At 70.1% G+C, this 24,833-nt stretch carries 20 protein-coding genes and 1 pseudogene; 15 read left to right on the top strand and 6 right to left on the bottom strand.

Going from position 1 to position 24,833, the window contains the following annotated elements:
- Positions 1-17: 17 nt before the first annotated feature.
- From ACFV7R_RS04225 to ACFV7R_RS04215, 3 genes are all read left to right on the top strand, one after another.
- Complete coding sequence (locus tag ACFV7R_RS04225; protein ID WP_385259648.1) at positions 18-338, top strand: hypothetical protein; 321 nt, start codon at positions 18-20, stop codon at positions 336-338.
- 144 nt (positions 339-482) lie between these two features.
- Positions 483-1,949 (top strand): aldehyde dehydrogenase family protein, encoded by a 1,467-nt coding sequence (locus tag ACFV7R_RS04220; RefSeq protein ID WP_385259645.1) that lies wholly within the window; start codon positions 483-485, stop codon positions 1,947-1,949.
- A 199-nt stretch (positions 1,950-2,148) separates the two neighbouring features.
- Positions 2,149-2,979 carry a helix-turn-helix transcriptional regulator gene (locus ACFV7R_RS04215; RefSeq protein WP_385259642.1) on the top strand — a complete coding sequence of 277 codons (831 nt, stop codon included), beginning with the start codon at positions 2,149-2,151 and terminating at the stop codon, positions 2,977-2,979.
- Between the two features lie 48 nt (positions 2,980-3,027).
- Here ACFV7R_RS04215 and ACFV7R_RS04210 read toward each other — a convergent pair whose 3' ends face one another.
- On the bottom strand, positions 3,028-3,636 hold the full coding sequence (locus ACFV7R_RS04210) for a malonic semialdehyde reductase (protein WP_385259640.1): 609 nt from the start codon (positions 3,634-3,636) through the stop codon (positions 3,028-3,030).
- Positions 3,637-3,740: 104 nt separating this feature from the next.
- Between ACFV7R_RS04210 and ACFV7R_RS04205 the strand changes: the two genes are divergently transcribed.
- Positions 3,741-4,142, top strand: coding sequence for a helix-turn-helix domain-containing protein (locus ACFV7R_RS04205; RefSeq protein ID WP_307527157.1), 402 nt, complete (start codon positions 3,741-3,743; stop codon positions 4,140-4,142).
- 34 nt (positions 4,143-4,176) lie between these two features.
- Here ACFV7R_RS04205 and ACFV7R_RS04200 read toward each other — a convergent pair whose 3' ends face one another.
- Positions 4,177-5,790 (bottom strand): FAD-binding protein, encoded by a 1,614-nt coding sequence (locus ACFV7R_RS04200; protein WP_385259637.1) that lies wholly within the window; start codon positions 5,788-5,790, stop codon positions 4,177-4,179.
- Between the two features lie 213 nt (positions 5,791-6,003).
- On the opposite strand from ACFV7R_RS04200, the gene ACFV7R_RS04195 reads away from it, so the two are divergent.
- From ACFV7R_RS04195 to ACFV7R_RS04185, 3 genes are all read left to right on the top strand, one after another.
- Positions 6,004-8,817 carry an AAA family ATPase gene (locus ACFV7R_RS04195; RefSeq protein ID WP_385259635.1) on the top strand — a complete coding sequence of 938 codons (2,814 nt, stop codon included), beginning with the start codon at positions 6,004-6,006 and terminating at the stop codon, positions 8,815-8,817.
- A gap of 128 nt (positions 8,818-8,945) precedes the next feature.
- The gene (locus ACFV7R_RS04190; RefSeq protein ID WP_385259632.1) at positions 8,946-9,641 is read left to right on the top strand and encodes a sigma-70 family RNA polymerase sigma factor; all 696 of its coding nucleotides are present in this window, start codon (positions 8,946-8,948) and stop codon (positions 9,639-9,641) included.
- 118 nt (positions 9,642-9,759) lie between these two features.
- Complete coding sequence (locus ACFV7R_RS04185) at positions 9,760-10,272, top strand: MarR family winged helix-turn-helix transcriptional regulator (protein WP_385259631.1); 513 nt, start codon at positions 9,760-9,762, stop codon at positions 10,270-10,272.
- Positions 10,273-10,310: 38 nt separating this feature from the next.
- Here ACFV7R_RS04185 and ACFV7R_RS04180 read toward each other — a convergent pair whose 3' ends face one another.
- Positions 10,311-10,961 (bottom strand): GNAT family N-acetyltransferase, encoded by a 651-nt coding sequence (locus ACFV7R_RS04180; protein ID WP_385259629.1) that lies wholly within the window; start codon positions 10,959-10,961, stop codon positions 10,311-10,313.
- 404 nt (positions 10,962-11,365) lie between these two features.
- On the opposite strand from ACFV7R_RS04180, the gene ACFV7R_RS04175 reads away from it, so the two are divergent.
- Together ACFV7R_RS04175 and ACFV7R_RS04170 are read left to right on the top strand one after the other, a co-directional pair.
- Positions 11,366-12,577, top strand: coding sequence for a serine hydrolase domain-containing protein (locus tag ACFV7R_RS04175; protein WP_385259627.1), 1,212 nt, complete (start codon positions 11,366-11,368; stop codon positions 12,575-12,577).
- A 273-nt stretch (positions 12,578-12,850) separates the two neighbouring features.
- The gene (locus ACFV7R_RS04170) at positions 12,851-14,269 is read left to right on the top strand and encodes a sugar porter family MFS transporter (RefSeq protein ID WP_385259625.1); all 1,419 of its coding nucleotides are present in this window, start codon (positions 12,851-12,853) and stop codon (positions 14,267-14,269) included.
- 163 nt (positions 14,270-14,432) lie between these two features.
- On the opposite strand, the gene ilvC is transcribed toward ACFV7R_RS04170, so the two are convergent.
- Entirely contained in the window at positions 14,433-15,431 is a 999-nt protein-coding gene (ilvC, locus tag ACFV7R_RS04165; protein WP_385259623.1) for a ketol-acid reductoisomerase, read from the bottom strand.
- 463 nt (positions 15,432-15,894) lie between these two features.
- On the opposite strand from ilvC, the gene ACFV7R_RS04160 reads away from it, so the two are divergent.
- Positions 15,895-16,905, top strand: coding sequence for a ferritin-like protein (locus ACFV7R_RS04160; protein ID WP_385259621.1), 1,011 nt, complete (start codon positions 15,895-15,897; stop codon positions 16,903-16,905).
- A gap of 48 nt (positions 16,906-16,953) precedes the next feature.
- On the opposite strand, the gene ACFV7R_RS04155 is transcribed toward ACFV7R_RS04160, so the two are convergent.
- Positions 16,954-18,132, bottom strand: coding sequence for a low temperature requirement protein A (locus ACFV7R_RS04155; protein ID WP_385259619.1), 1,179 nt, complete (start codon positions 18,130-18,132; stop codon positions 16,954-16,956).
- 328 nt (positions 18,133-18,460) lie between these two features.
- On the opposite strand from ACFV7R_RS04155, the pseudogene ACFV7R_RS04150 reads away from it, so the two are divergent.
- From ACFV7R_RS04150 to ACFV7R_RS04130, 5 genes and pseudogenes are all read left to right on the top strand, one after another.
- Positions 18,461-18,568: pseudogene (locus ACFV7R_RS04150) on the top strand (short-chain fatty acyl-CoA regulator family protein); the annotation flags it as partial.
- Between the two features lie 458 nt (positions 18,569-19,026).
- A complete protein-coding gene (locus ACFV7R_RS04145) occupies positions 19,027-20,061 on the top strand; it encodes an IS110 family transposase (RefSeq protein WP_385259617.1) in 1,035 nt (344 codons plus the stop codon).
- A gap of 32 nt (positions 20,062-20,093) precedes the next feature.
- Positions 20,094-21,389, top strand: a complete 1,296-nt coding sequence (gene pcaC / locus ACFV7R_RS04140) for a 4-carboxymuconolactone decarboxylase (RefSeq protein ID WP_385259616.1) — start codon at positions 20,094-20,096, stop codon at positions 21,387-21,389.
- A 56-nt stretch (positions 21,390-21,445) separates the two neighbouring features.
- Positions 21,446-22,081, top strand: coding sequence for an MBL fold metallo-hydrolase (locus ACFV7R_RS04135; RefSeq protein ID WP_385259614.1), 636 nt, complete (start codon positions 21,446-21,448; stop codon positions 22,079-22,081).
- A 50-nt stretch (positions 22,082-22,131) separates the two neighbouring features.
- The gene (locus ACFV7R_RS04130; protein ID WP_129802840.1) at positions 22,132-22,911 is read left to right on the top strand and encodes an exodeoxyribonuclease III; all 780 of its coding nucleotides are present in this window, start codon (positions 22,132-22,134) and stop codon (positions 22,909-22,911) included.
- A gap of 13 nt (positions 22,912-22,924) precedes the next feature.
- On the opposite strand, the gene ACFV7R_RS04125 is transcribed toward ACFV7R_RS04130, so the two are convergent.
- Positions 22,925-24,688, bottom strand: coding sequence for a GDSL-type esterase/lipase family protein (locus ACFV7R_RS04125; protein ID WP_385259613.1), 1,764 nt, complete (start codon positions 24,686-24,688; stop codon positions 22,925-22,927).
- Between the last annotated feature and the right edge of the window lie 145 nt (positions 24,689-24,833).

Genomic DNA, 24,833 nt, shown 5'->3' with positions numbered 1-24,833 from the left:
GAGAGGAGATGAGACCCATGCTGGTCGAGATGGACCGCCCCATCCTTCGGGGCACCGCGGACACAGGGCTCGGCGTCAGGGTGAAGTGGCTGATCGGCGTGCCGTTCCGGGCCGACACTTCCCGACTGGTTCGGCTGTACTACGTGGTGGACGGCGCCCGCGACGTCGCCCAGGCGGTACAGGCCGCCATGGAGCGCGCCAACAGTGCCCAGGAAAGGCGCGCCCGAGGCGGAACGCCCGTGACGGCAGAGGACATCGAGGTGCGCAGGATCATGCTGGACGCCCTCGGGTACTCGAGCCTGGAGGCTGACGGTGACGGGTCGGCCGTGCCGAAGTAGCGACGCCGAAGCAGCGCCTCCGAAGTGGCGCCGCCCGCCAACCCCTGAGCCGCGCACCACGCGATCCTCACCGGCGCAGCGCCGAGATCCACTGCCGCGTGACCTGTGCTGCATGACCTGGATCATGGGCATGAGAGGGCATGGATGTCCCGCGACGAGCGATGTTCCCTTGGCGACATGAACGAAAGCGTCAAGACTCCTTTCCCGACTCCGTCCCACTGGATCGACGGCCGCGCCGTCCGCGGTTCCGGGCCGTTGATCGACGTGGTGAACCCCGCCGACGAATCGGTCGTCGCCCAGGTGCACGAGGGCACGGAAGAGGACGTGAACGCGGCGGTGGAAGCCGCGCTCGCCGCCCAGCCCGGATGGGCGGCGACGTCCCCGCAGCACCGTGCGGACGTCATGCGGCGTCTGGCCGAGGGCTTGCAGGCACGCAGCGAGGAACTGGCGGCCACCATCACCCTGGAGATGGGCGCCCCGATCGCCTTCTCGCGGCAGGCGCAGGTCGGATTCCCGGTCGCGTCGACCCTGGCCGCGGTCGCCTCGGCCGAGCAGTTCGAGTGGACGGAAGTGATCGAGAACTCGCTCGTCGTCCGCGAGCCCATCGGTGTGGTGGGGGCGATCACCCCGTGGAACTTCCCGTTGCAGCAGTTGGTGACCAAGGTGGTCCCCGCGATGCTCGCGGGCAACAGTGTCGTCCTGAAGCCCTCGGAGACCTCTCCCCTCAGCGCCCGAATGTTCGCGGAGATCGCCACCGAGGCGGGTGTCCCGAACGGTGTGTTCAATGTGGTGCAGGGCACCGGCCCGGTCGTCGGTGAGGCCCTCTCCCGGCATCCGAAGATCGACATGATCTCCTTCACCGGGTCCACCCGCGCCGGCCGGAGCGTCTCCGTCACCGCGTCCGGAACGGTGAAGCGCGTCGCGCTCGAACTGGGAGGCAAGGCGGCCCACATCATCCTGCCCGAGGCCGACCTCGACTCCGCCGTCACTCGCGGACTGGCCTTCGCCTGGGCCAACGGCGGTCAGGCATGCGGCGCCTACGTACGCATGCTCGTGCCCGCGAGCCTTCAGGAGACGGTGGTCGACAAGCTGCGGACGGCGGCCGAGGAGTACGTGGTCGGCGACCCCGCCGACGAGGCCACGCGGATCGGCCCGCTCGCCTCGGAGACCCAGCGCCGACGCGTCGACGACTACATCCGGCGCGGCATCGCCGACGGCGCCACGCTCGTGGTGGGCGGCCCCGGCCGCCCGGAGGGCTTCGAGACCGGCGCCTACGTCAAACCCACGATCTTCTCCGACGTCGACCCCGAGTCGGTCATCGCCCAGGAGGAGATCTTCGGGCCCGTCCTCGTCGTCATCCCCTACGCCGACGACGATGACGCCGTCGCGATCGCCAACGGCACGATGTACGGGCTCAACGCCGCGGTGACCGGTGACGAGGACCATGCCCTGGCCATCGCCTGGCGGCTGCGCGTCGGTCAGGTCGACATCAACGGTGCACAGCACAACTTCCAGGCCCCGTTCGGCGGGTACAAGCAGTCCGGCAACGGCCGGGAGATGGGCCGTGCCGGCCTTGAGGAGTTCCTCGAGATCAAGGCGATCACCCGCTGACGCGACACCGTCAGGACCGGAGAACACACTGTTCGATGGAATGCGGGAGCTGGTCGGACTGTTCACACAGCGTTGACAGACCGAGTGGCTCCCGCGGTCGCGTGCGAAACGAGTCTTTCCCGCGGCCGCGTGCGAACCGACTGTTCCCGCGTCGCGCGGAGGCCGACTGTTTCGCGCGGTCGTGTGCGAAAGGACAACCATGGCAGACCGGGCAGCGCTGGCCGCCTTCCTGCGAGCCCGCCGCGAGGCCCTTCAACCCGAGGACGTCGGGTTGCCCCGCGGTCGCCGCAGGCGCACCGGAGGGCTGCGCCGCGAGGAGGTCGCGGCACTGTGCGACATGTCGGTCGACTACTACAGCCGGCTCGAGCAGCCGCGCGGCCCCAACCCCTCGGAGCAGATGCTCGCCGCGATCGCCCGCGGACTGCACCTGTCGCTGGAAGAACGCGACCTCCTCTTCCAGCTCGCCGGTCACGCCCTGCCGCGCCGTGCGCCGGGCGGTGACCACATCGCCCCCGGGATGATGCGCATCCTGGACCGGCTGGAGGACACTCCCGCCCAGGTGATGAACCACCTGGGCGAGACACTGAGGCAGACGCGCCCCGCGGTGGCGCTGCTGGGTGACCAGACGGCCCACACCGGACTGGCGCGCAGCTCCCACTACCGGTGGTTCACGGACCCCGGCGCCCGCCTCGTCCACCCCGAGCACGACCACGCCGAGCAGAGCCGCCTGATGGTGGCGGACCTGCACAGGGCCTACTCCCGCGACGGGCGCGACTCGCGCGCCGCCGAGCTCGTGGACGCACTGAACAGGGAGAGCCCCGAGTTCGCCGCCATCTGGCGGGAGCGCCCCGTGCTGGGGCCGTACTGCGCCACGAAGCGCTTCCACCACCCGCAGGTCGGGACGCTCGAACTGCACTGCCAGACGCTGGTCGACCCCGACCAGTCCCAGCGGCTCGTGGTGTACACCGCGGCACCGGGAACCGAGAGCCACACCAACCTCTGGCTGCTGTCCCTCCTGCCGGTCGTGTAGGGGCACGGCCCCGGACCGACCGGCAGGAGGAACCGGTGCCCCCTGGCGTCAGGCCCAGTCGAGGGCGTGCTCGTGGTCCAGCCGCGGCATGCGGTCGAAGGCCGGGGGTCCGGCCGGGTGGCCGATGTTGACGACGAGGATGGAGGTCCAGTCGCCGTCGGCGAAGAACTCCTTGTCGATCCCGGCCGGGTCGAAGCCGCCCATCGGACCCGCGGCCAGACCGAGGGCGCGGACGGCGAGGATGAAGTAGCCGGCCTGCAGCGGACCGTTGAACGCGGTGACGGCCTCGCGCTGGGCGGGCTCGCTCTCGAAGTGCTCCTTCATCTCCGGGCGGATCGGCAGGATCTGCGGGATGTGCTCGTGGAAGCGGCGGTCCACGGCGAGCACCGCGACGACGGGCGCGGAGGCCGACTTCGGCCGGTTCCCCTCGTCCAGGTGCGGCAGCAGTCGCTCCTTGCCTTCGGGCGTACGGACGTACAGGACACGCAGCGGCTGGGTGTTCGCGGCGGTCGGGGCCCAGCGGGCGAGCTCCCATATGGCGGTGAGCGTCTCGTCGTCGACCGGTGTTTCCGCGAAGGAGTACGCGGTGCGTGCGTCGGTGAAGAGCGCGGCGCGGGCCTCGGCGTCGATGCGGGGGAGGGCTCCTGGGACGGACATGCGGAATTCTCCTGGCTCGTTTTAGTGAAGTAACTAGCAAAAGCAATGGTGCTCTGAAAAACAGAGCGACCATTCGCAGGCTAGCACCCGGATACCCTGAGGTCATGGAGCAGGCGAAGGAGACTCAGTCGGCCGAGGCGAGCGGCGCGGATGCCGGGCAGCACCATCCGGCGGCCTGTGACGGCGCGCTGACCAGGGCGTTCAGCTTTCTCGGCAAGCGGTGGAACGGTGTCATCCTGGCCACCTTGCAGCACGGGCCCCTGGGCTACGCCGAATTGCGCCGCGCGGTCGAGGGCATCAGCGACTCGGTTCTCTCGGAGCGGCTCTCGGAACTGTCCGCCGCCGGTCTCACGCTCCGGGACGTGGAGCCCGGCCCGCCCGTCACGGTGCGCTACCGCCTCACCGCGGACGGGAGAGCTCTGATGCCCATCCTCGGTGAGCTGGCCGGGTGGGCCTCCCGGCACCTGCCGGAATCACGGACCTCGCGGGGCGGGCGGACCCCGTGAGCAGGCCCGCTGAACCACCGGGCCGGCCCGCGGATCAGAGGGCATGGCCGTGGTGGAACGCGTCGGCCGAGACGTCGTGCATCAACTCGGCGAGGTGGGCGGGGAGGGAGGGGGCGGGCTCATGACGTACCCCGGTCGTCGGGGACCAGACCAGGTTGACGCCCGGATCGGGGTCGACATCGGGGTGGTCCGACCGGTGGTGACCGACCCGGGTCTCCCGCCGCTCCCTCGCACACTCCAGCGTCGCGCGCGCGGCGAGTACCGCGGACCTCAGATCGTAGGCGTGCGCGAGGTCCTGGTGACCGCCGATGTCGATGTGTACGGCGATGTGCCTCATGCGGTCCTCGATCTCGTCGAGGCCGGCGAGCCCGGTGGCCAGCCCGCTCCCGTCCCGTACGACACCGGCGTACTCCGTCATCAGGTGGCGCACCGTCCCTAGCAGGGCGCGGGCGTTCTCGTGGCCGTCGGAGGCCAGCAGCCGGTTCACGTCCGACACCGCGGCGCGCACCGCAGCCGGCGACCGGTGCTGGGCGGCGAGCCCGGCCGAGTAGTCCGCCGCGGCCCGGCCCGCGATACGGCCGTACACGAGGAGTTCGCTCAGCGAGTGCTCCTCGAGCCGGTTCCCGCCGTGCGGCGCGCCGGCCGCCTCCCCGACGACGTAGAGCCCGCCGACGTCGGTGCCGTGGTCCTCGGGCCGGACCCAGACGCCCCCCAGGGAGTACTGGGCCGTCGGCGCGACTTCGACCGGGTCGTGGGTGATGTCGAGCATCTGGAGGCGCAACAAGGACCGGTGAAGCTGTGGCAGACGCGTCAGGACGGTCTCACGCGGCAGGTGGGACAGGTCGAGCCACACACCGCCGGCCCGCGTGCCCCGGCCCTCCCTGATCTCCGTGTAGGACGCCAGGGCGACCCGGTCACGGCTGACGAGTTCCATGCGCTCGGCGTCGTAGCGCGCCATGAACCGCTCGCCGAGGTTGTTCAGCAGGATCCCACCCTCACCGCGTGCCGCGTCACCGAGGAGTACGCCCGCCGCGGGCTCGGGCGCGATCAGGCCGAGGGGGTGGAACCGCACCAGCTCGGGGTTGCGCAGCCGGGCACCGGCCTCGACAGCCAGGCGGAAGGCGTCACCGGTGCTCTCGTGGCGACGTGAGGTCGTACGCCGCCAGATGCGCGTGTGACCCCCGGTCGCGAGGATCACGGAGTCGGCGTGCACGAGGTAGCGCGCGCCGTCGACCAGGTCGAAGCCGTAGGCACCGAAAACCGTGCCGTGGTCGACCAGCAACCTGGTGACGTAGACGCCCGACAGGACGGGAATGCCGAGTCGCTCCGCGTGTTCGCGCAGGGCCCGCCGCACCTCCGTGGCGGTGTGCTCGCCGGTGACCGCGATGGGGCCGTACAGGGGGTCGGCGAACCGGCGGAGGACCGGTCCGTCGTCCCGCCGTTCCCGAGCCACGGCAGGACCAGCGGTGGCAAGCGCCCCTTCGACTCGCCCGGATGCCATGACGTGGTGATCGTCGTCAGCCGTGTGTTTCGCCACCACCATGACCGCGACGCCCGCCTCGGCGACCTCGACGGCGGCTCGAAGGCCCTCCTCACCGGCTCCAATCACGAGAACGGATGTGGCGAGCTGATGCCCGAGTGAAGACATGGGACCTCCTGCTGCAGTGGACGAGCGAGATCGTAGGCAGTGGTCGACCGGATGATGAACGAGGGTGTGACAGCTTCGCGGTGTTTGCTCACGTGGACTGTGTCACACGGTATGCACACAAGGTGTGGACACTCTTCCAGGTATCGTGACAAGGACCCTTCCTCCAACCATTGCGGGAGCTCCCATCCCGGTCCGCCTAAGGAGCCACGTCTCATGATCGCCAGCCCGCTTCCGGACCTGGTCGGCCGGCACCGCGAGTGCGCGGCACTCGACGACCTGCTGGTCGACCTCCGCGAAGGCGGGTCCCGAGTACTGGTGATCCGGGGCGAAGCCGGCATCGGGAAGTCCGTGCTGCTGCAGTACCTGGCCGAGCAGGCGTCCCGGGTGAAGGTGACCTGGGCGCACGGCATCGAGGCCGATATGGAGCTGCCCTACGCGAGCCTGCACCAACTGTGCGCACCGTTCCTGAACGAGCTCGACGCGCTGCCGGAACCGCAACGCGACGCCCTGCGCGTGGCGTTCGGCATGGCAGCCGGCGACCCGCCCGACCGCTTCCTCGTCGGCCTCGCCGTACTGACCCTGCTCACCCGCGCCTCGGAGACCCGACCGGTGCTCGTGCTGGTCGACGACGCCCAGTGGCTGGACCAGGTCTCCCTGCAGACCCTGGAATTCGTGGCGCGAAGGCTGCTCGCCGAGGCGGTCGCGATGGCCTTCGCGGTCCGCGACCCCGAAGGGCAGACCGCACTCAACGACCTGCCGGTGCTGCGAATCGGCGGCCTCGACACCACCGCCGCCGGAGAACTCCTCGAAGCCGCCGTCGGCGGACGACTGGAGAAGCGGCTCCGGGACCGGTTCGTGGCCGAGATGCACGGCAACCCCCTCGCGCTGCTGGAGTTCTCCCGAGGCCGCAGCGCCGCCGAACTGGCCTACGGCCTGGACTCGTCCAGTCATCCGACTGTTCACGGGCCGGTCGCCAGTCGTGTGGAACGGGACTTCGCCAGCCGGCTCAAGTCCCTGCCGGAGGCAACCCGGACGCTGCTGCTGATCGCGGCGGCCGAACCGGTCGGTGACGCACGCCTGTTGGTCCGTGCGGCCGCCTCGCTCAAGATCACGCCCCATGCGGCTCCGGCCAAGGCCGCCGGCCTCATCGAGTTCGGTGAGTCCGTGCAGTTCCGGCATCCACTGGTCCGTTCGGCGGTCTACCACGGGGCCGCACCCGCAGAACGCCGAGCGGTGCACCGGGCGCTCGCCGAGGCCACCGACCCGGTCCTGGACCCCGACCGCCGTGCCTGGCACGCCGCCCAGGCCGCGGACGGACCGGACGAGGAGGTGGCCGTGGGCCTGGAACAAGCGGCCGACCGCGCGCGGCAACGCGGCGGCATAGCGGCCGAGGCGGTACTCCTCGAACGCGCCGCTGAAGTGACGCCGGACCGTGGGCAGCGAGGACGCCGCGCCCTGGCGGCAGCGGAGGCGCACTTCTCGGCCGCGGCGCCGGACCGCGCCACGGAGCTCGCGACGGTGGCCGAACTGTGCCCCCTGAGCGCCCTGGACCGCGCCCGCCTGGCACGGCTGCGGGCCAGGATCCTCTTCGCCCGCAGCCGCAGCGACGAAGCGGCGCCCCTGCTCCTCGACGCCGCCGCGCAATTCACCGCCGCCGGATCGCCGCTGGCGCGGGAGACCTACCTGGAGGCGATCAGCGCGATCATCTTCGCGGGCCGCGTGCACGGCCCCACGGGCGCCCGCGCCACCGCGATCGCGGCCCGTGGGTCGGGCACGCCCTCTTCCGGCTCCGAGGCCGCCGACCTGCTCCTGGACGGTGTGTCCGCGCTCATCGCGGACGGATACGAGACCGGCGTCCCGGCGCTGCGCGGCGCCCTGGAACTGCTGGCCCACGAAGAGCTCCGCACCCGGGAAGCGACCGTGCGCTGGCTGCTGTTGGCACCGGTCGCGCTGGAGGCGTTCATCCACTACGCCTGGGACCTGCACGCCTGGGACACGCTGTCGAGCCGCGCGGTGCGCCTCGCCCGTGACATAGGAGCGCTCGGCGCGCTGCCACCGGCCCTCATCTACGCCGGCGGGGTGCACATCCACTACGGCGACTTCGCCCAAGCCGCCAGAATGATCGACGAAGCCGACGCGCTCGCCGCCGCGACCGGCCACGCGCCGCACAAGTACGCGACCCTGGTGCTGGCGGCGTGGCGGGGTGAGGCGGACGTCGCCGCCGGCATCGTCGAGGAAGCCAGGCAGCGCGCCGAACAGCGGGGCGAGGTGTCCCTGCTGGGCGCCATGGGCTACATCCAGGGCGTGCTCTACAACGGCCTGGCACGCTACGAGGAGGCACTGCAGGCCGCTCGCGCCGGCATCGACCACGACGGGTTCAACTTCACCGGCCTCTCCCTGGTCGAACACGTCGAAGCCGCCACCCGCTGCGGTGAACTCGACCAGGCCAGGGACTCGTTGGAGCGGTTGGTGGAACTCACCCGCGCCGCCGACTCCGGCTGGGCCCGTGGCGCCAGCGCCCGCAGCCAGGCACTGCTCGCCGACGGTGACGAGGCGGACCGTCTGTACCGGACCGCGATCAAGGAGTTCGGGCGGGGCGGCGTGGCCGTCGAGGTGGCGCGCACCCACCTGCTGTACGGGGAGTGGCTGCGCCGCACCAACCGCCGATCGCTGGCCCGCGAGCACCTGCGCACGGCCCACGAGATGTTCGACGGGATGCCGGCGCAGGCATTCGCCGAACGGGCCCGCCGCGAACTGCTCGCCACCGGCGAGAAGGTCAGGGCACGGGAGACCAAGCCGGCGAGCGCACTCACCCCCCAGGAGTCCCAGGTCGCCGCGCTCGCCGCCGCCGGCTTGACGAACGCGAAGATCGGCGCGGAGCTGTTCATCAGCCCGCACACCGTCGAGTGGCACCTGCGGAAGGTGTACACGAAGCTCGGGATCAACTCCCGTCGCGCGCTGCCCGGCGCTCTCAAGAGCACGCTGGCCGCGGACGCCGACGACGAGGGCATGATGCGCGCGTGCTGAGCGCCCGTAGGGGAAATCCAGGGGGCCCACGGACCGGACTACGGACACTAAGGGCGCGGCGGGGGGTGCCGCGGACGGAGGGTGGAACCAACGCCCTCAAGGGCGCCGTTCGTAAAAGAGGAGCCCCGATGCCCGCGCCCAGTCCAGATATGAAGTCGCCGGACGTCTTGCGGGCCGACGGGCCCGCCGGGGACGACCTGGACATCGCCCTCGACCACTTCCTGGCCCATCGCAAACGACTGTTCCGCATCGCCTACCGGATCGTCGGCGATGTCTCCGGAGCCGAGGACGTGATCCAGGAGGTGTGGCTGCGCTGGCAGCTCACCCACCGCGCGGAGATCAAGAAGCCGGGCGCGTTCCTGACCACAGCCACCACCCGTCTGGCCATCAACGTCATCCAGTCCGGGAGGCACCGTCACGAGACGTCGGCCGATCCGCAGTTGGCCGAACTCGGTGACGACTCCGCCCACGACCCTCTGCTGCACGCCGAGCGAGCCGCGGCGCTCGAGGCGGCCCTGGCCCTGCTCATGGCCAGGCTGACACCGGACCGGCTGGCCGCCTACGTGCTGCGCAAGGGCTTCGGTTACCCCTACTCCGATCTCGCGAAGCTGCTGCGGATCAGTGCCCCGAACGCCCGGGTGGTGGTCCACCGCGCCCAGGCCCGCCTCGACAGCGACCGCGAGCGGCCGGTCCCCGTCGAGTCGCACCGTCGTCTCGTCGCCGCGTTCCGGACGGCGGCCAGCACCGGCGACCTGGACTGCCTCGTGCGGGCCCTCGTCGAGGAGGACGGGGCCCCTCGTTCGGCGCGGAGGATTCGCGACTAGAGCCCTCCGCTGTCACAACGGGGGCCGCGAACCTGTCTACCTGGTGCGGGCAAGCGCCGGCGGCTGATGCGCCGCGCTCTCCTCCCGGGACGCCGTCCCGGCAGCAAGCAGTCGGACCGTGGACAGCAGGGAGGGCACCGCCGTGAACGACGATGCCACGTTGATCAAGCAGTGGAACAGGCTGACTCGTGTCCATCGTCGGATCGAGGCCGGCATGGAGCGACTCCTCCACCAGCAACTGGGCCTGGGAGTCAGCGAGTTCTACGCCCTTCGCACCCTGAGCGAGGGTGTGCGGGCCGGTACGGGGCTGCTTTACCTGAACGACCTGGCCAACGGCATAGGGCTGAGCCAGTCCGCCACCAGCCGCCTGGTGACCCGCTTGCAGGACCGCGGCCTGATCACCACACACACCTCGTCGCGCGACCGGCGGAGCGTCGAGATCGAACTCACCGCCGTCGCACACCACGTACTGCGGACGGGCGCACCCCTGCTGCGCCAGGCGATCGAGCAGGTCGTACGGCAACTCGGCGTCGAGGGGACGGACCAGGACCTGCTGCGCTACCTCTGTGGGAGCGCGGGCGACGGGGTGGCCGCCCACGCTCGTCCGACCGGCTCCGTCGCCGCTCGCTGACGAACAGCGGCCCACTCCCGCGCCGTTCGGGCGGCAGCTCAGGACGGAAAGGCGAACAGACGGTACTCGGACACTGCGGTGAAGCCGAAGCGGCGGTACAGCGGTTCCCCCATCGGGCTCGCCACGAGCGCCGCGGAGTGCATCCCCCGTCGCCGGCCGTGCCGGAGCGCGGCCACCGTCAACGCCGTACCGATGCCCTGCCGGCGGTTCTCCTCCGCCACATGCACCAGGAAGATCCCGGCCACCCCGTGGGCGGTGATGACCACCGTCGAACCGACCACCCGGCCGTCGACGACCGCCGCCAACCGGATGATGTCCGCGTTGTCCTCGCGTCGCTCCTCCGTGCGCACCATCTCGGCCTCCAGGTCGGGGGAGATGCCCATCGACGCCCGGTACGTGCCGACCAGCTCCGCCAGTCGTTCCCCGTCCCGGACCGTCTCCACACGCAGGCCGGGTGCGTCGTCCGAACCGGCCGCACTGACGGCCGCGCCCGGGTCGGCCGGCCGGTCGAGATGCCTCACCATCACCGGGAGTACGGCGAGTTGTTCCGCGCCCTGGCGCCGCAGGGCGTCGGCGGTGGCGTCCGGGCTGTCGGCACCGACCCACCACCACCAGGGAAGGCCCGCCAATGCCTCACGGGCGGCAGCCGCGGACCGCTCGATCGAGGACGCCGACCGCACGCGCGTCACGCCATTGAACTGCGGGGTGAGAAGTCCGCTGCGAAACAGGTCGAGTCCATGCACACGAGGGCTCGAACCGCCCCAACCCGCGAGGTACTGGCGGAAATTGGCGAACACCGACACCAGCAGGCCCGGATCCGGGGCCGTCCTCGGAACTCGCGCCCGATCATCCTGCGGTCCGCCGGTCGCCCTTGCTGCATGCGCCATGAACGTAGCCTTCTTCACATCTTGTGTCCGCCCAACAGCGGCGGGGGTTGCCATCGTTGCACACCGTGTGCGCTAAGGTTCTGACCAGCACTTTCCGGCCCCACGACTGTCCTCAGGACCGAGGATCAGCGATTCCTTCCGTAGGGAACGGTGCCGGCTCGCAGTTGCTTTCAGCGTCTTCACCCGATCACGTCAGAGAGAATCGGATGCGCATCAAAAACGTGAGCCTCGCGCTCGCAGGCACCGCCGTCATGACCACCTTGGCCGTGACACCCGCGAGTGCCGCCACCACCAACCTTCCCAGCCCGTCGATCACGGGCGTGCTCGCCGTGCAGAAGCAGGCGATGGCCAACGGGGCGCCCGGCGCGCTCACCCGCATCGACTTCGGTGCCTCCAGCTACCGGATCGCCTCGGGCAAGGCCGACACCGCGGCCGGCACCGCGATGGACGCGGACCGCAGGTTCCGCGTCGGCAGCGTCAGCAAGAGTTTCACCACCGTCGTACTGATGCAGCTCGTCGCCGAGGGGCGCGTCGACCTGGACGCGCCGGCGAACGATTACCTCCCCAAGCCGCTGCCGGACGACCGCATCACCGTGCGGCACCTGCTGAGCCATCGCAGCGGTCTCTGGGACTTCACGAACGACATGTTCTACCACACCGTTCCGGGCTTCGAGGCAGTCCGGAACAAGGTGTTCTCCTTCCAAGAGCTCATCGACCTCTCGACCGCGCACCAGCCGACGGTCGTTCCGGGGGCCGCCTACAGCTACTCCAACACCAACTTCGTGGTGCTGGGCCAACTGATCGAGCACATCACGGGTGTGCCGATGGCCACGCACTACGAGCAGCGGATCTTCCAGCCGCTGGGCTTGCGGAACACCTCGTACGTGCACCCGGGGACGACCATCACCGGGTCCCACGCGCGGGGTTACCTGCGCGACGACGACACGACGCTGCCGCTGGTGGACTCCACCGAGCAGACCGTTTCCTGGGCTCAGTCCGCCGGAGCCGTGATCTCCAACTCGGCGGACCTGAACCGGTTCTTCGCCGCTGTCGTCTCCGGCAAGCTGGTTTCCCAGCCGCAGTTGCAGGAGATGCTGAGCATGGTCCCGGTGAACGCGGACGGCACCCAGTTCTACGGCCTCGGCCTCCGGGGCAGGGCGCTTTCCTGCGGCGTGAAGGTCTACGGCCACACCGGCACCATGCAGGGCTACTACACGTACGCCTTCACCTCGGCCGACGGCAAGCGCAGCATGACGTCGATGGCCAACACGTCGAACAACGGCACGGTCAACGCCGCCCTCGCGGGCACGCTGGAAGCGGCCTTCTGCGGCGTCGACCCCACCAAGAACACCAAGGTCGCCCGATCCGGTGGTGAGGCATTCACCGAGGACATCGCCCCCAACGTTGTGCGCGACTGAGAGTGTGACATGTCCGTGAGGTGACTCGGTCACCACGGGCGGGTCGAGGCGCAGGTCAGAAGGGCCGGCGCCTCGACCCGGCAAGCCGAAACGGCCTGCGGAATCGTCCGTCGGTCATGAGCCGTTGGGCTCGTATGCGTCACATAAGTCGGGCGAAAGCTGTCTTCCAGTACATCCAGCAAATCTCGCACCGCCTGCTTCGTCCTGGTGCCCGCAACGGCACTGAGAGGCAGCGACGTCCCGGCACAGTTGCCGGTGGCCCGAGGAGTACATGTGACCAGCACAGCGCAGGCATCCCAGTCAGGAGCCGGAGCGGCTCAGCCCGATCATCTCGGGCACGTCATCTTCATTACGGCGGCGGCCGCGATGGGCGGTTTCCTCTTCGGCTACGACAGTGCCGTCATCAACGGCGCCGTCGAGGCCATCCGGGACCGCTACGACATCGGCTCCGCGGCGCTGGCACAGGTCATCGCCATCGCGCTCATCGGCTGTGCCGTCGGCGCCGCCACCGCGGGCCGCATCGCCGACCGTATCGGCCGTATCCGCTGCATGCAGATCGCCGCCGCCCTGTTCACCGTCAGCGCCATCGGCTCCGCGCTGCCGTTCACGCTGTGGGACCTCGCCTTCTGGCGGGTCGTCGGCGGCTTCGCCATCGGCATGGCCTCCGTGATCGGCCCCGCCTACATCGCCGAGGTCGCCCCGCCCGCCTACCGTGGCCGGCTCGGCTCCTTCCAGCAGGCCGCGATCGTCGTCGGCATCGCCGTGTCCCAGCTCGTCAACTGGGGCCTGCTGAACGCCGCCGGCGGCGATCAGCGCGGTGAGCTGATGGGCCTGGAGGCATGGCAGGTCATGCTCGGCGTCATGGTCGTCCCGGCCGTCCTGTACGGCCTGCTGTCCTTCACCATCCCCGAGTCGCCGCGCTTCCTGATCTCCGTCGGCAAGCACGCCCGCGCCCGCCGGATCCTCGAAGAGGTCGAGGGCAAGAGCGTGGACCTCGACGCCCGCGTCATCGAGATCGAGACCGCGATGCACAGCGAGGAGAAGTCCAGGTTCAAGGACCTGCTCGGCGGCAGCTTCTTCTTCAAGCCGATCGTCTGGATCGGTATCGGCCTGTCGGTCTTCCAGCAGTTCGTCGGCATCAACGTCGCGTTCTACTACTCCTCGACGCTGTGGCAGTCGGTCGGTGTCGACCCGACGGACTCGTTCCTCTACTCGTTCACGACGTCGATCATCAACATCGTCGGCACCGTGATCGCGATCATCTTCGTGGACCGCGTCGGCCGCAAACCACTCGCCCTGATCGGTTCGGTCGGCATGGTGATCGGCCTGGCGCTGGAGGCGTGGGCGTTCTCCTTCGACCTGGTCGACGGCAAGCTGCCGGCCACGCAGGGCTGGGTCGCCCTGATCGCCGCCCACGTGTTCGTGCTGTTCTTCGCCCTGTCCTGGGGTGTCGTCGTCTGGGTCTTCCTCGGCGAGATGTTCCCCAGCCGGTTCCGCGCCGCCGCGCTGGGCGTGGCCGCCGCCGCGCAATGGATCGCCAACTGGGCGATCACCGCGAGCTTCCCGTCGCTGGCCGAGTGGAACCTCTCCGGCACGTACGTGATCTACACGCTCTTCGCCGCGCTCTCCATCCCGTTCGTCCTGAAGTTCGTGAAGGAGACGAAGGGCAAGGCGCTGGAGGAGATGGGCTGACCGGCCCCGCACCGGCGCTGACCCTCCCCGTTGGGGGAGCACCCAGACCGGGGGAGGAGCCAAGTCCCCGCTGCCCTCCCCCGACCGTGCTGCCTCCGTCCGGACCGAACCGGGCGGAGGCAGCACTCCGGATCGCGGGGCCCGTCAGCCACCGACCGAGGACTCACGCCCCTTCGTCGACCCAGCTCATGAGCTTGCGCAGCTCCTTGCCGGTGGTCTCCAGCAGGTGCTCGGAGTCCTGCTGCTTGTACTCGTTGTACTTCTTCAGACCGCCGTGGTACTCGTCCATCCAGGCCTGGGCGAACGTGCCGTCCTGGATCTCGGCGAGGACCTTCTTCATCTCGGCCTTGGTGGCGTCGGTGATGATCCGCGGACCGGTGACGTAGTCGCCCCACTCGGCGGTCTCGGAGATCGACCAGCGCATCTTCTCCAGGCCGCCCTCGTACATGAGGTCCACGATCAGCTTCAGCTCGTGCAGGCACTCGAAGTAGGCGATCTCCGGCTGGTAGCCCGCCTCGGTCAGTGTCTCGAAGCCCGCCTTCACCAAGGCACTGACACCTCCGGCGAGGACGGCCTGCTCACCGAACAGGTCGGTCTCGGTCTCCTCGGTGAACGTCGTTCTGATGACGCCGGCCCGGGTGCCCCCGATGCCCTTGGCGTACGACAGGGCCAGCGCGAAGGCGTTGCCGCTCGCGTCCTGCTCGACGGCGGCGATGCAGGGAACGCCGCGGCCCTCCTCGTACTGACGGCGCACCAGGTGGCCCGGGCCCTTGGGGGCGACCATGCAGACGTCCACGCCGGCCGGGGGCTTGATGAAGCCGAAGCGGATGTTGAAGCCGTGGCCGAAGAACAGCGCGTCGCCGTCCTTCAGGTTCGGGGCGATGGACTCCTCGTAGACCTGGGCCTGGATCGGGTCCGGCACCAGGATCATGATGACGTCGGCCTCGGCGGCGGCCTCCGCGGGCGTCACCACGCGCAGGCCCTGCTCCTCGGCCTTGGCCTTGGACTTGGAGCCCTCGTGCAGACCGACACGCACGTCGACACCCGAGTCACGCAGCGACAGCGCGTGGGCGTGGCCCTGGCTGCCGTAACCGATGACCGCGACCTTGCGGCCCTGGATGACGGACAGGTCGGCGTCGGCGTCGTAGAACAGCTCGGCCATGAGACTCACCTTTCATGGGCAACTCCCCGGGGCGACAGGAATGTCGAGGGCGCTCGCGAGTGAGTGCTGCGCCTCCGAAGAGTGTGGAGGGTGGAAACCTGGGCCAGGAGGGTGGGCGCCCGCGCTGCTGCGCGCGAGCCGGAAAAGTGTTGCCTCGCCCATTCCGGCCCGATGGAAAAAACACTATCTCACACCTACCGTGCGTCACCGCCGGTGTGCTGAGGGGCGCCGGATGTCACAGATACTTTGCCTGCCCTGTCAGTGAGTTGACTGCAAGGAGCCCTGTCCATCCTTCGGGCGGCGTGAGAACAGCTCCGTCTTCGACGTGACGACGCCGCCGTTCGGCCGTCGACGGCTCCGGACCCTCCGCCCTTGCGACGACGACTCGAAAGTGAGCCCCTGACCCATGTCCCAGGCCCGGCCCGACAACTTTGACACCGTTTCAGCGACAGGCATCGCAACGTTGCAGGACCTGCGTACGCACCTGCAGTGGGCCATCGAAGTTGAGCACGCCACCCTTCCGCCCTACCTCACCGCCCTGTACTCCCTCGACGCCGAGCGGAACCCGGACGCCGCGCAACTCATCAGCGGTGTCTTCGTCGAGGAGATGATTCACCTCGCGCTGGTGGCGAACCTGCTCAACGCCGTCGGTGGACAGCCCCGCCTCGACGCACCGCACCTGCTGCCGCCGCACCCGCGGACCATGCCGCATGCCGATCCGTCCATCGAACTGGCCCTGCTGCCCTTCGGCAAGGAGGCCCTCGACATGTTCCTCCGACTCGAACAGCCGGCGCATCCCGGCGATCCGGCCGAGGACGACAACTACGAGACCATCGGACAGTTCTACGACGCGATCGAGAAGGGGCTGCGCCACCTGTGCGCCGAACTCGGTGAGGACCAGGTCTTCACCGGCGACCCCGCCCGCCAGGTCGCCGGCGGCCCGTTCGCCCACACCGCGGGCCACCTCAGCCCGGTCACGGACCTCGACTCGGCGCTCGCCGCGCTGAAGGAGATCGTCGAGCAGGGTGAGGGCGCGGCCCGAGCCGAGGTCTGGGACGGGGACATGGACCTGTTCCACCCCGAGACCAAGGCGGTGTCCCACTACTACCGGTTCCAGGAACTGGCCCTGGGCCGGCGTTATCAGCCCGGTGACACGCCCGCGTCCGGACCCACCGGGGAAGCGGTCACCGTCGACCCGGCGGGAGTTCGCCCGTTGCGCCCCAACCCTCGGCTGGAGGATCACCCCGAGGGCAGTGCGATCCGCAGCGCGCAGGGGGCGTTCAACAAGACGTACTGCAAGATGCTGGAACAACTGGAGCAGGCGTTCAACGGCAACCCGGCGATGCTGGGCATCTCGGTGGGCACGATGTACGCGATCAAGGGACAGGCGCAGAACCTGATGGCCATGCAGGACGAGGACGGACAGGTCGTGGGCCCGACCTTCGACTACGTCGCGCCCGAGGACCGCGCCTGACGGCCGCGCCCCGCCGCGGCGGGGCGCGAACGGTCAGTGCGCGAACGGTCAGCGTTCGACGGCTTCGCGTCGTGCGGCGACGAGATGCGTCCCGATCAGCAGCGACGCGATGACGCCGGTGAACAGCACGGCGTACGTCGCCGTGAACGTGGTGGCGAGGACGGCGAGCGCCGCGACAGGGGGCAGCACGTTGGCCTTGCCGGACGGCTGCGCGGCCCGTCGGTGCAGCAGCCACACACAGGTGATGAACAGGGCGACGGGCAGCGTGTACGTGGCTGCGGCTTGGACATCGGTGAGAGCGTGCTGGTGGGTGACGTGGGCAACGTTGACCGCCAGCCCCGCACCCACGGCAGCCGCGGCCGCGAACACCACGTAGTGCCCGTACCCCCACAACATGGCCGTGGACTGGGTTCTGAGGCGGCGCGGCGCATCCTGGGCGAAGTACAGCCACCAGAGTGCGAAGACGGTCAGCACCCCACCCAGCGCGATGACCAGGACGGAGCCGAGTTCCTTGTGGGTGTCCAGGGCGGCACGGACGGCCAGGCCGGCGGCCATGACGGACTCGCCGAGCACGATCAGGGTGAACAGGCCGTAGCGCTCGGCTATGTGCTGCGGGTGCCAGGTGGTGCCTATCGCACGCTCGGCCCAGACCGGCACCGCGAGTTCACCGATCGCGAGGACGACGAAGGAGACGGTGCCACCGTCGTGCGGGAGGAGCAGCCGGACCAGCCAGCCGATCTGGAGAACGAGGATTCCCACCGCGTACCGCAGCGCGGACCGTCGGCGCTTTCGGTCCGTGTACGCGGCGCGCAGCCACTGACTGACCATGGCCAGCCGCATCACGACATAACCCCAGGTGATGACCGTGAAGTCGCCGTGCTCCAGAGCCTGGGTGGTGCCTGCCGCCATGAACAGGGCGCCCGTGATCTGGACGAGAGTCAGGAGACGGTACGGCACGTCGTCCGTGTCGTAGGCGGAGGCGAACCAGGTGAAGTTCATCCAGGCCCACCAGATCGCGAAGAACACGAGAGCGTAGCCGAGCAGGCCGTGCAGCGTACGGCCCGCGACGATCTCGTGCTCGAACGCCGAGGACGCCTGCGCCACGGCGACGACGAAACAGAGGTCGAAGAACAACTCCAGCGCACTGGCCGTGCGGTGATCCTCGCCGGCATGACGGGCGAGCATCGGCCGGTACCAAGCGCTGGACGCGTGGGATGACTGACTCATGAAGTCCTGATCTCAAGGGGGGAACGGTGCCGGAGCCGGCAACACCAGTGCCGTGCATGACTACGACCGGATGCGGTGCGGATCGGTGACAACCCGTAAGGCACGGCGGCGGCGACCTGACCGACGTGCGCGCCCGGCTCAGGCACGACGGTGACCGGCACGGTGCCCGAAGCCCGGCGCGCGCTGCGGTTCACCTGATCCGACCCACATCCTCACCACCCCCGTCATAGGGGCAGTGACACGTGATGGTCGCTGAGGCTCCCGCCGGGCAGGTGCTGGCTGGGTGCCTCAGCGTTCCTCAGCGGCGAGGTCCGCTCCTCGATCCTGCTGCGGCGTCTGCGAACGTCTCGACTGCCCGCAGCGGGCGGCGCTGCCGCTGGGCCACCCGCTGCGTATCGGCCCGAATGCCCGCACGTTGGTGCCCTGTCTCGTGGCGCACGCAGCCGTGGAGAAGCCGCACCGCTCGTTGCAGCAACCTGAACCAAGATGTCGGCTTCTGTGCCGCAAAACGATCGGCCGGAGTCAGAACCAGGATGTGCCTAGGGCTGGGACTGAGCACGTTCAGTGTTTCTGGATGGGGATGCTGTGACGGGCGGGAGGATGGGTGAGTGCTGTCCCGGGTCCGAGGTCTGACTCATGACACCTTTGACCAGAGTGTCTGAATTACACAGTGTCGGCCGTTGGCTGGGGATGGTGCGTTGTCGGTGCCGGGCCGGCGGGGCGTGTCCCGACAGGGGCCTGCCGTTCGTTGTGGCGTCCTCACGATTCTGACCGCCCGACGCGGCCCGGTACCGGCAACGCGACGCGCTATCGGACCGGAAGGGGAACGGGCATGTCCAGTACGCCGCCTGCTCCGCAGACCCGTCGTCGCCCTGTGGGGAGGTGGTGCTGGGAGTGGACACGCACCGGGATGCCCATGCGGCTGCGGTGCTCTCCGTGACGGGGACAGTGCTCGCCACCGAAGAGTTCCCGGCCACCGCGGCTGGATACCGCGATCTGCTGAAGTGGGCCAGGAAGTCAGGAACCGTGAGGCGGGCCGGAGTGGAGGGGACCGGCTCCTACGGGGCGTCCCTGTCGCGCTATCTGCTGACCCAGGGCATAGACGTGTTTGACGTGAACCGGATGGACCGGGCAGATCGCCGTCGGCGTGGCAAATCGGATCCGCTCGATGCCCAGAACGCGGCGCGAGCCGTATTGAGCGGGCGAGCCCGCGCCAGGGCCAAAGCGGGCGACGGGCCGGTGCAGATCGCGAGAATGTACAAACTCACGAAGGCGTCGGCCGTCAAAGCCCGCACCCAGGCCATCAACCAGCTCAAGTCCGTTCTCATTACTGCCGACCCCGCCTTGCGGGAAGAACTGACCGGACTGGGCAATGCCGAACTCTTCCGGACCTGTGCGCGGTTCACCAACGCGAGCAGCCAGGAAGAGGGCGGTGAAGCGGGGGTGCTGCAGGCCACTCGGATCACGCTGGGTCTGCTGGCTTGCCGGATCCGACAGCTCTCCGAGCAGATCGGGGAGCTGGACGATCGTCTGGCCCGGCTCGTGAAATGCCATGCCCCGCAGCTGCTCGACGTGGTGGGGATCGGTCCGGACACGGCCGTCGCCTTGCTGATCACGGTGGGCGACAACCCGGAGCGCCTGGGCAGCGAGGCATCCTTCGCCGCGCTGTGCGGGGTCAGTCCCGTCGAGCGCTCCTCAGGACGCAGGCAGTACCGGCGCCTCAACCGTGGCGGCGACCGGCAGGCCAATGCCGTGCTCCATCGCATCGTGTTCACCCGTCTGCGGGTCGACCCGCGCACTCAGGACTACTACGAGCGCCGGATCAAGGAGGGCAAGACCCGGCGCGAAATCGCCCGTTGTCTCAAACGCTATGCGGCCCGGGAGGTCTTCTACCTGGTAAAACAGCTACGGTCAGCACCCCGCTCATAGGGGCTGTCGTGACAGATGAGAGGCTCAGGCGGGTGAGTGAGACACCACCGAACACCCTGCAATACCGCTTCGACGGGCCAGAAGACGCTCCGGTCCTGATCTTGGGTCCCTCACTGGGTACCACATGGCACATGTGGGACCGGCAGGTCCCGGAGCTGACCAAGCAGTGGCGGGTCTTCCGGTTCGACCTGCCCGGACACGGCGGCGCCCCCGCCTACCCCGCGGGCTCCGTCTCCGACCTCACCGACCGGCTGCTCGCCACGCTCGAGGCTCTGGGCGTGCAGCGTTTCGGCTACGCGGGCTGCGCTCTCGGCGCCGCGGTCGGCGTCGAACTGGCCCTGCGCCACCCCGAGCGCCTCGCCTCGCTCGCGGTGATCGCCGCCTCGCCGCGCTTCGGCACGGCCGACGAGTTCCGCCAGCGCGGCGTGATCGTGCGGACGAACGGGCTCGACCCGATCGCCCGTACCGCACCCGACCGCTGGTTCACCGCCGGGTTCGCCGCCGCCCAGCCGGCGATCACCGAGTGGGCGGTGCAGATGGTGCGCACCACCGACCCCGGCTGCTACATCGCCGCCTGCGAGGCACTCGCCACGTTCGACGTACGGCCGGAACTCGGCCGCGTGGGTGTGCCGACGCTGGTCCTGGTCGGCTCGGAGGACCAGGTCACCGGCCCCGCCGAGGCCCGTACGCTGGTCGCCGGCATACCGGACGCGCGTCTCGCCGTCGTACCCGGCGCCTCCCACCTGGTTCCCGTGGAACAGCCAGCGGCGGTCACGGACCTGCTGGTCACCCACTTCTCCACCGCCTGGCAGCCCGGCTTCGACGCCACCGGCCAGATGGCCATCGCGGCGGCCCCCGTCAAGCCGGTCCTCGCCGCGGTGCCGGCGCAGTCCGCGCCCATCGCCGAGATCGCCCCGGCCGCCGCGGAACCGCTGGGCGCGGGACGGCCGGACCCGTACGACGCCGGGATCAAGGTGCGCCGTGAGGTGCTCGGCGACGCGCACGTCGACCGCGCGCTGGCGCAGGCCGACGAGTTCTCGGGGGACTTCCAGGAGTTCATCACCCGCTACGCCTGGGGCGAGATCTGGGGCCGGCCCGGCCTGGACCGCCGTACCCGCAGCTGCATCACTCTCACCGCCCTGGTCGCGGGCGGTCACCTGGACGAGCTCGCCTTCCATGTCCGCGCCGCCCTGCGCAACGGCCTCACCCCGGCCGAGATCAAGGAGGTGCTGCTCCAGACGGCCGTCTACTGCGGCGTACCGGCGGCGAACAGTGCGTTCAAGGTGGCCCAGCAGGTCATCAGGGAGGAAACCACGCCCCAGGAGTGAGCCCGGGCCGGTCGGCGGCCGAGGCCCGCAGCGCCGGACCGGGGCAGGATGGACCCATGAAGCTCACGAAGAAGTCGCACGCGTGCGTCCGGCTCGAGAAGGACGGGCAGACGCTCGTTCTCGACCCCGGCGGATTCAGTGAGGCGGACGCCGCGGTCGGCGCGGACGCGATCCTCGTCACACACGAGCACCCCGACCACTTCGACGAGGAGCGGCTGCGAGCCGCCATGGAGGCCGACCCGGCCGCCGAGATCTGGACGCTCAGGTCCGTCGCGGAGAAGATCTCGGCGGCGTTCCCGGGCCGCGTCCACACCGTCGGCCACGGCGACACGTTCACCGCGGCGGGCTTCGACGTCCAGGTGCACGGTGAACTCCACGCGGTGATCCACCCGGACATCCCGCGCATCACCAACGTCGGCTATCTGATCGACGGCGGCCGGGTCTTCCACCCCGGCGACGCCCTCACGGTCCCCGGCCGGCCGGTGGAGACGCTGATGCTGCCGGTCATGGCCCCGTGGAACAAGATCTCCGAGGTCATCGACTACGTCCGCGAGGTCGGGCCGCAGCGCGCCTACGACATCCACGACGCCCTCCTCACCGACCTCGCCCGCCCGATCTACGACAACCAGATCGGCGCCCTGGGCGGCGCGGAGCACCTGCGGCTGGCGCCCGGAGCCTCGGCGGAGCTGTGACGACGACAGGGCGGGCCGCGTTGTCGGACCCACCCGGTACGTTGTGAGGCATGCGCATCGCGACCTGGAACGTCAACTCGATCACCGCCCGCCTTCCGAGGCTGCTGGCCTGGCTGGAGAGCAGCGGCACCGATGTGCTCTGCCTGCAGGAGGCCAAGGTCGCCGAGGAGCAGTTCCCCTTCGAGCAGCTGCGCGAGCTGGGCTACGAGTCCGCGGTCCACGCCACCGGCCGGTGGAACGGCGTGGCGGTGCTCTCCCGCGTCGGCCTCGAGGACGTCGTCAAGGGCCTGCCCGGCGACCCCGGCTTCGACGGCGTGGTGGAGCCCCGCGCCATCTCCGCGACCTGCGGCCCGGTCCGCCTCTGGTCGGTGTACGTGCCGAACGGCCGTGAGGTGGAGCACCCCCACTACGCCTACAAGCTCCAGTGGTTCGAGGCCCTGAAGGCAGCCGTCGCGGGCGACGCGGGCGGCAGCCGCCCGTTCGCCGTGCTGGGCGACTACAACGTGGCTCCGACGGACGACGACGTCTACGACGTGGCCGTGTTCGAGAACAGCACCCACGTCACCCCCGCCGAGCGCGCCGCCCTGGCCTCGCTGCGCGAGACGGGCCTGTCCGACGTGGTCCCGCGCCCCCTGAAGTACGAGCACCCCTTCACGTACTGGGACTATCGCCAGCTCTGCTTCCCCAAGAACCGCGGTATGCGGATCGACCTGGTGTACGGCAACGAGCCGTTCGCGACGGCGGTCAAGGACGCGTACGTGGACCGGGAGGAGCGCAAGGGCAAGGGCGCCTCGGACCATGCGCCGGTCGTGGTCGACCTGAACGTGTAGGGCCTGTCCGCCCTCACAGCAGCGTCAGGTCCACCGAGTGCGCGAGCGCCGCGAGCCCCGCGTCGTTCGGGTGCAGGTGGTCCCCGCTGTCGTAGGCTGGAGCCAGCCGCGTCGGCTGCTGCGGGTCCCGTAGCACCGCGTCGAGGTCCAGCACCCCGTCGAAGACGTCGGTGTCCCGGAGCCACGCGTTGACGGCGGTCCGCTCGGCTTCCACGGCCGCCGTGCACCCGGCCTGGCCGCCGCACGGCAGGAGTGTGCCCGCCAGCACGCGAAGTCCCCGTGCGTGCGCGCGGTCCGCGATCTCCTGGAGCCCGGCCGTCACCTCGTCCGCGGTCGAGCCCGACAGCAGGTCGTTGACGCCCTCGAAGGCGATCAGCGTACGCACCGACGTCTGGGCGTGTACGTCCCGGTCGAGCCGGTTGAGCGCGCTCACCCCGCCCGTATCCCGGGAGACCCCGTCTCCCGGGTAGCGGTCGGTGACCACACGGTTGCCGCCGATGCCCTGGTTGAGCACCCCGTAGTGCGGGACCAGGTCCTGTGAATGCAGTCGGGCGGCCAGCACATCGGGCCAGCGCCGGTTGGCGTCCACCGTGGACCTGTCGCCGTCGGTGATCGAGTCGCCGAGCATCACCACCGACCCGGGCCCGCCGCCGACGTCCACCCCGGTCAGCAGCGGCCAGTTCGTCAGGACCGTGGCGTACGCCGACGCCGAGCCGTCCGCGGCGTGGTCGCCCGGTCCGCTCAGATACGACCGCTGCTGCGCGAGCCGGTGCACGGGCGCCGCCGGAACCGTCCCCGGCAGATGAAAGCTGACCAGCAGGTTGGTGTCGGCGGGCACGTCGAAGGCGAGCGGGTCGCTGTACACCTGCGCCCCGGCCGGGACCTCGACGCCCGCCGCCCTCCCGAAGGTCACCGGCACCGGCGTGCCCCGCGCCGTCGCGCCCGCCCGCTGCACGGCCACCGTCGCGCTCCCGATCCGTACCGGAGCCGCTGCGAAGGTGTTGTCGAAGCGCAGCCGCACCATCGGCCCGCCCGCCGAGGTGTGCACCACCAGCCGCAGCGTCCGGTCGGTCCACGGCCCCACGGCCTGGTAACCGGACGTCGCCGTCGCCCAGCTGCCCGTCCAGCCGGGCGCGGCCGTCCGCACCGACAGGGCGAACACATGCAGGTCGGTCGCGCGGGGCAGCTGCACGGAGGCGAGCGCGCGCCCCGGCACGATCGGCACGGTCACGACGTACAGCCGTGCCTTCTCGGCGAGTTGGCCGCCGGGTGTGTTGACGTGGGGGAGGGCCACCGCCTTGGTGGCGAGCGGGCCCCGGCGCCAGTCGGGCGCGCCGAGCACATACGCCGACCGGCTCCCGTCGGCGTACGCGACCGTGCCCGAGCCGGTGACCTCGTCGCCGGCGGTGCTCGCCACCAGGAAGGCGAGCGCGTCGCCGGTGCCGTCCAGCCACACGCTCTGGCCGTCGGCCCGGACGTTGTCGGGCTCGCCCGCCGCCCGGTCCGGCCAGGTCAGCGTGGCGCCCTGCACGGTCAGCGCGCGCCCCGGCGTCCAGCCCGCGGCGTCGAGGTCCTGGGCGGAGAGGGAGGCACCTGAGCCGTCGAAGTCGGCTTCGGCGGGGCTGGTGTCCTCGCTGACGGCCGTGTTGTCGAAGAGCTGCTCCAGCGGCAGTGGCGCGGATGTCTCCTCGACGGTGGCCTGTGCGGAGGTCGTGAGCAGCAGGGATCCGAAGAGGATGAGGACGGCTGCGAGCCCCCGGACACCTCGGCGTACCAACCGACCCTCCCTGTTCTCCGGTGATCCGGACCGACCGGACCGACCGCACTGACCGGCCTGCTCCGGCCTGCTCCGGCCTGCTCCGGACTGCTCCGGCCTGCTCCGGCCTGCTCCGGACTGAGACGAACGACGCACGGGAAGCTAG

The organism is Streptomyces sp. NPDC059866, from assembly GCF_042731325.1.
Taxonomy (GTDB): Bacteria; Actinomycetota; Actinomycetes; order Streptomycetales; family Streptomycetaceae; genus Streptomyces; species Streptomyces flavusporus.
This window is presented reverse-complemented; position numbering and strand designations above follow the sequence as displayed.

Excerpts from the sequence above, each read along its gene's own strand:
- ACFV7R_RS04225 (WP_385259648.1), top strand. The coding sequence starts at position 18 with ATGCTGGTCGAGATGGACCGCCCCATCCTTCGGGGCACCGCGGACACA.
- ACFV7R_RS04220 (WP_385259645.1), top strand. The coding sequence starts at position 483 with ATGTCCCGCGACGAGCGATGTTCCCTTGGCGACATGAACGAAAGCGTC.
- ACFV7R_RS04215 (WP_385259642.1), top strand. The coding sequence starts at position 2,149 with ATGGCAGACCGGGCAGCGCTGGCCGCCTTCCTGCGAGCCCGCCGCGAG.
- ACFV7R_RS04210 (WP_385259640.1), bottom strand. The coding sequence starts at position 3,636 with ATGTCCGTCCCAGGAGCCCTCCCCCGCATCGACGCCGAGGCCCGCGCC.
- ACFV7R_RS04205 (WP_307527157.1), top strand. The coding sequence starts at position 3,741 with ATGGAGCAGGCGAAGGAGACTCAGTCGGCCGAGGCGAGCGGCGCGGAT.
- ACFV7R_RS04200 (WP_385259637.1), bottom strand. The coding sequence starts at position 5,790 with ATGTCTTCACTCGGGCATCAGCTCGCCACATCCGTTCTCGTGATTGGA.
- ACFV7R_RS04195 (WP_385259635.1), top strand. The coding sequence starts at position 6,004 with ATGATCGCCAGCCCGCTTCCGGACCTGGTCGGCCGGCACCGCGAGTGC.
- ACFV7R_RS04190 (WP_385259632.1), top strand. The coding sequence starts at position 8,946 with ATGCCCGCGCCCAGTCCAGATATGAAGTCGCCGGACGTCTTGCGGGCC.
- ACFV7R_RS04175 (WP_385259627.1), top strand. The coding sequence starts at position 11,366 with ATGCGCATCAAAAACGTGAGCCTCGCGCTCGCAGGCACCGCCGTCATG.
- ilvC (WP_385259623.1), bottom strand. The coding sequence starts at position 15,431 with ATGGCCGAGCTGTTCTACGACGCCGACGCCGACCTGTCCGTCATCCAG.
- ACFV7R_RS04155 (WP_385259619.1), bottom strand. The coding sequence starts at position 18,132 with ATGAGTCAGTCATCCCACGCGTCCAGCGCTTGGTACCGGCCGATGCTC.
- ACFV7R_RS04135 (WP_385259614.1), top strand. The coding sequence starts at position 21,446 with ATGAAGCTCACGAAGAAGTCGCACGCGTGCGTCCGGCTCGAGAAGGAC.
- ACFV7R_RS04130 (WP_129802840.1), top strand. The coding sequence starts at position 22,132 with ATGCGCATCGCGACCTGGAACGTCAACTCGATCACCGCCCGCCTTCCG.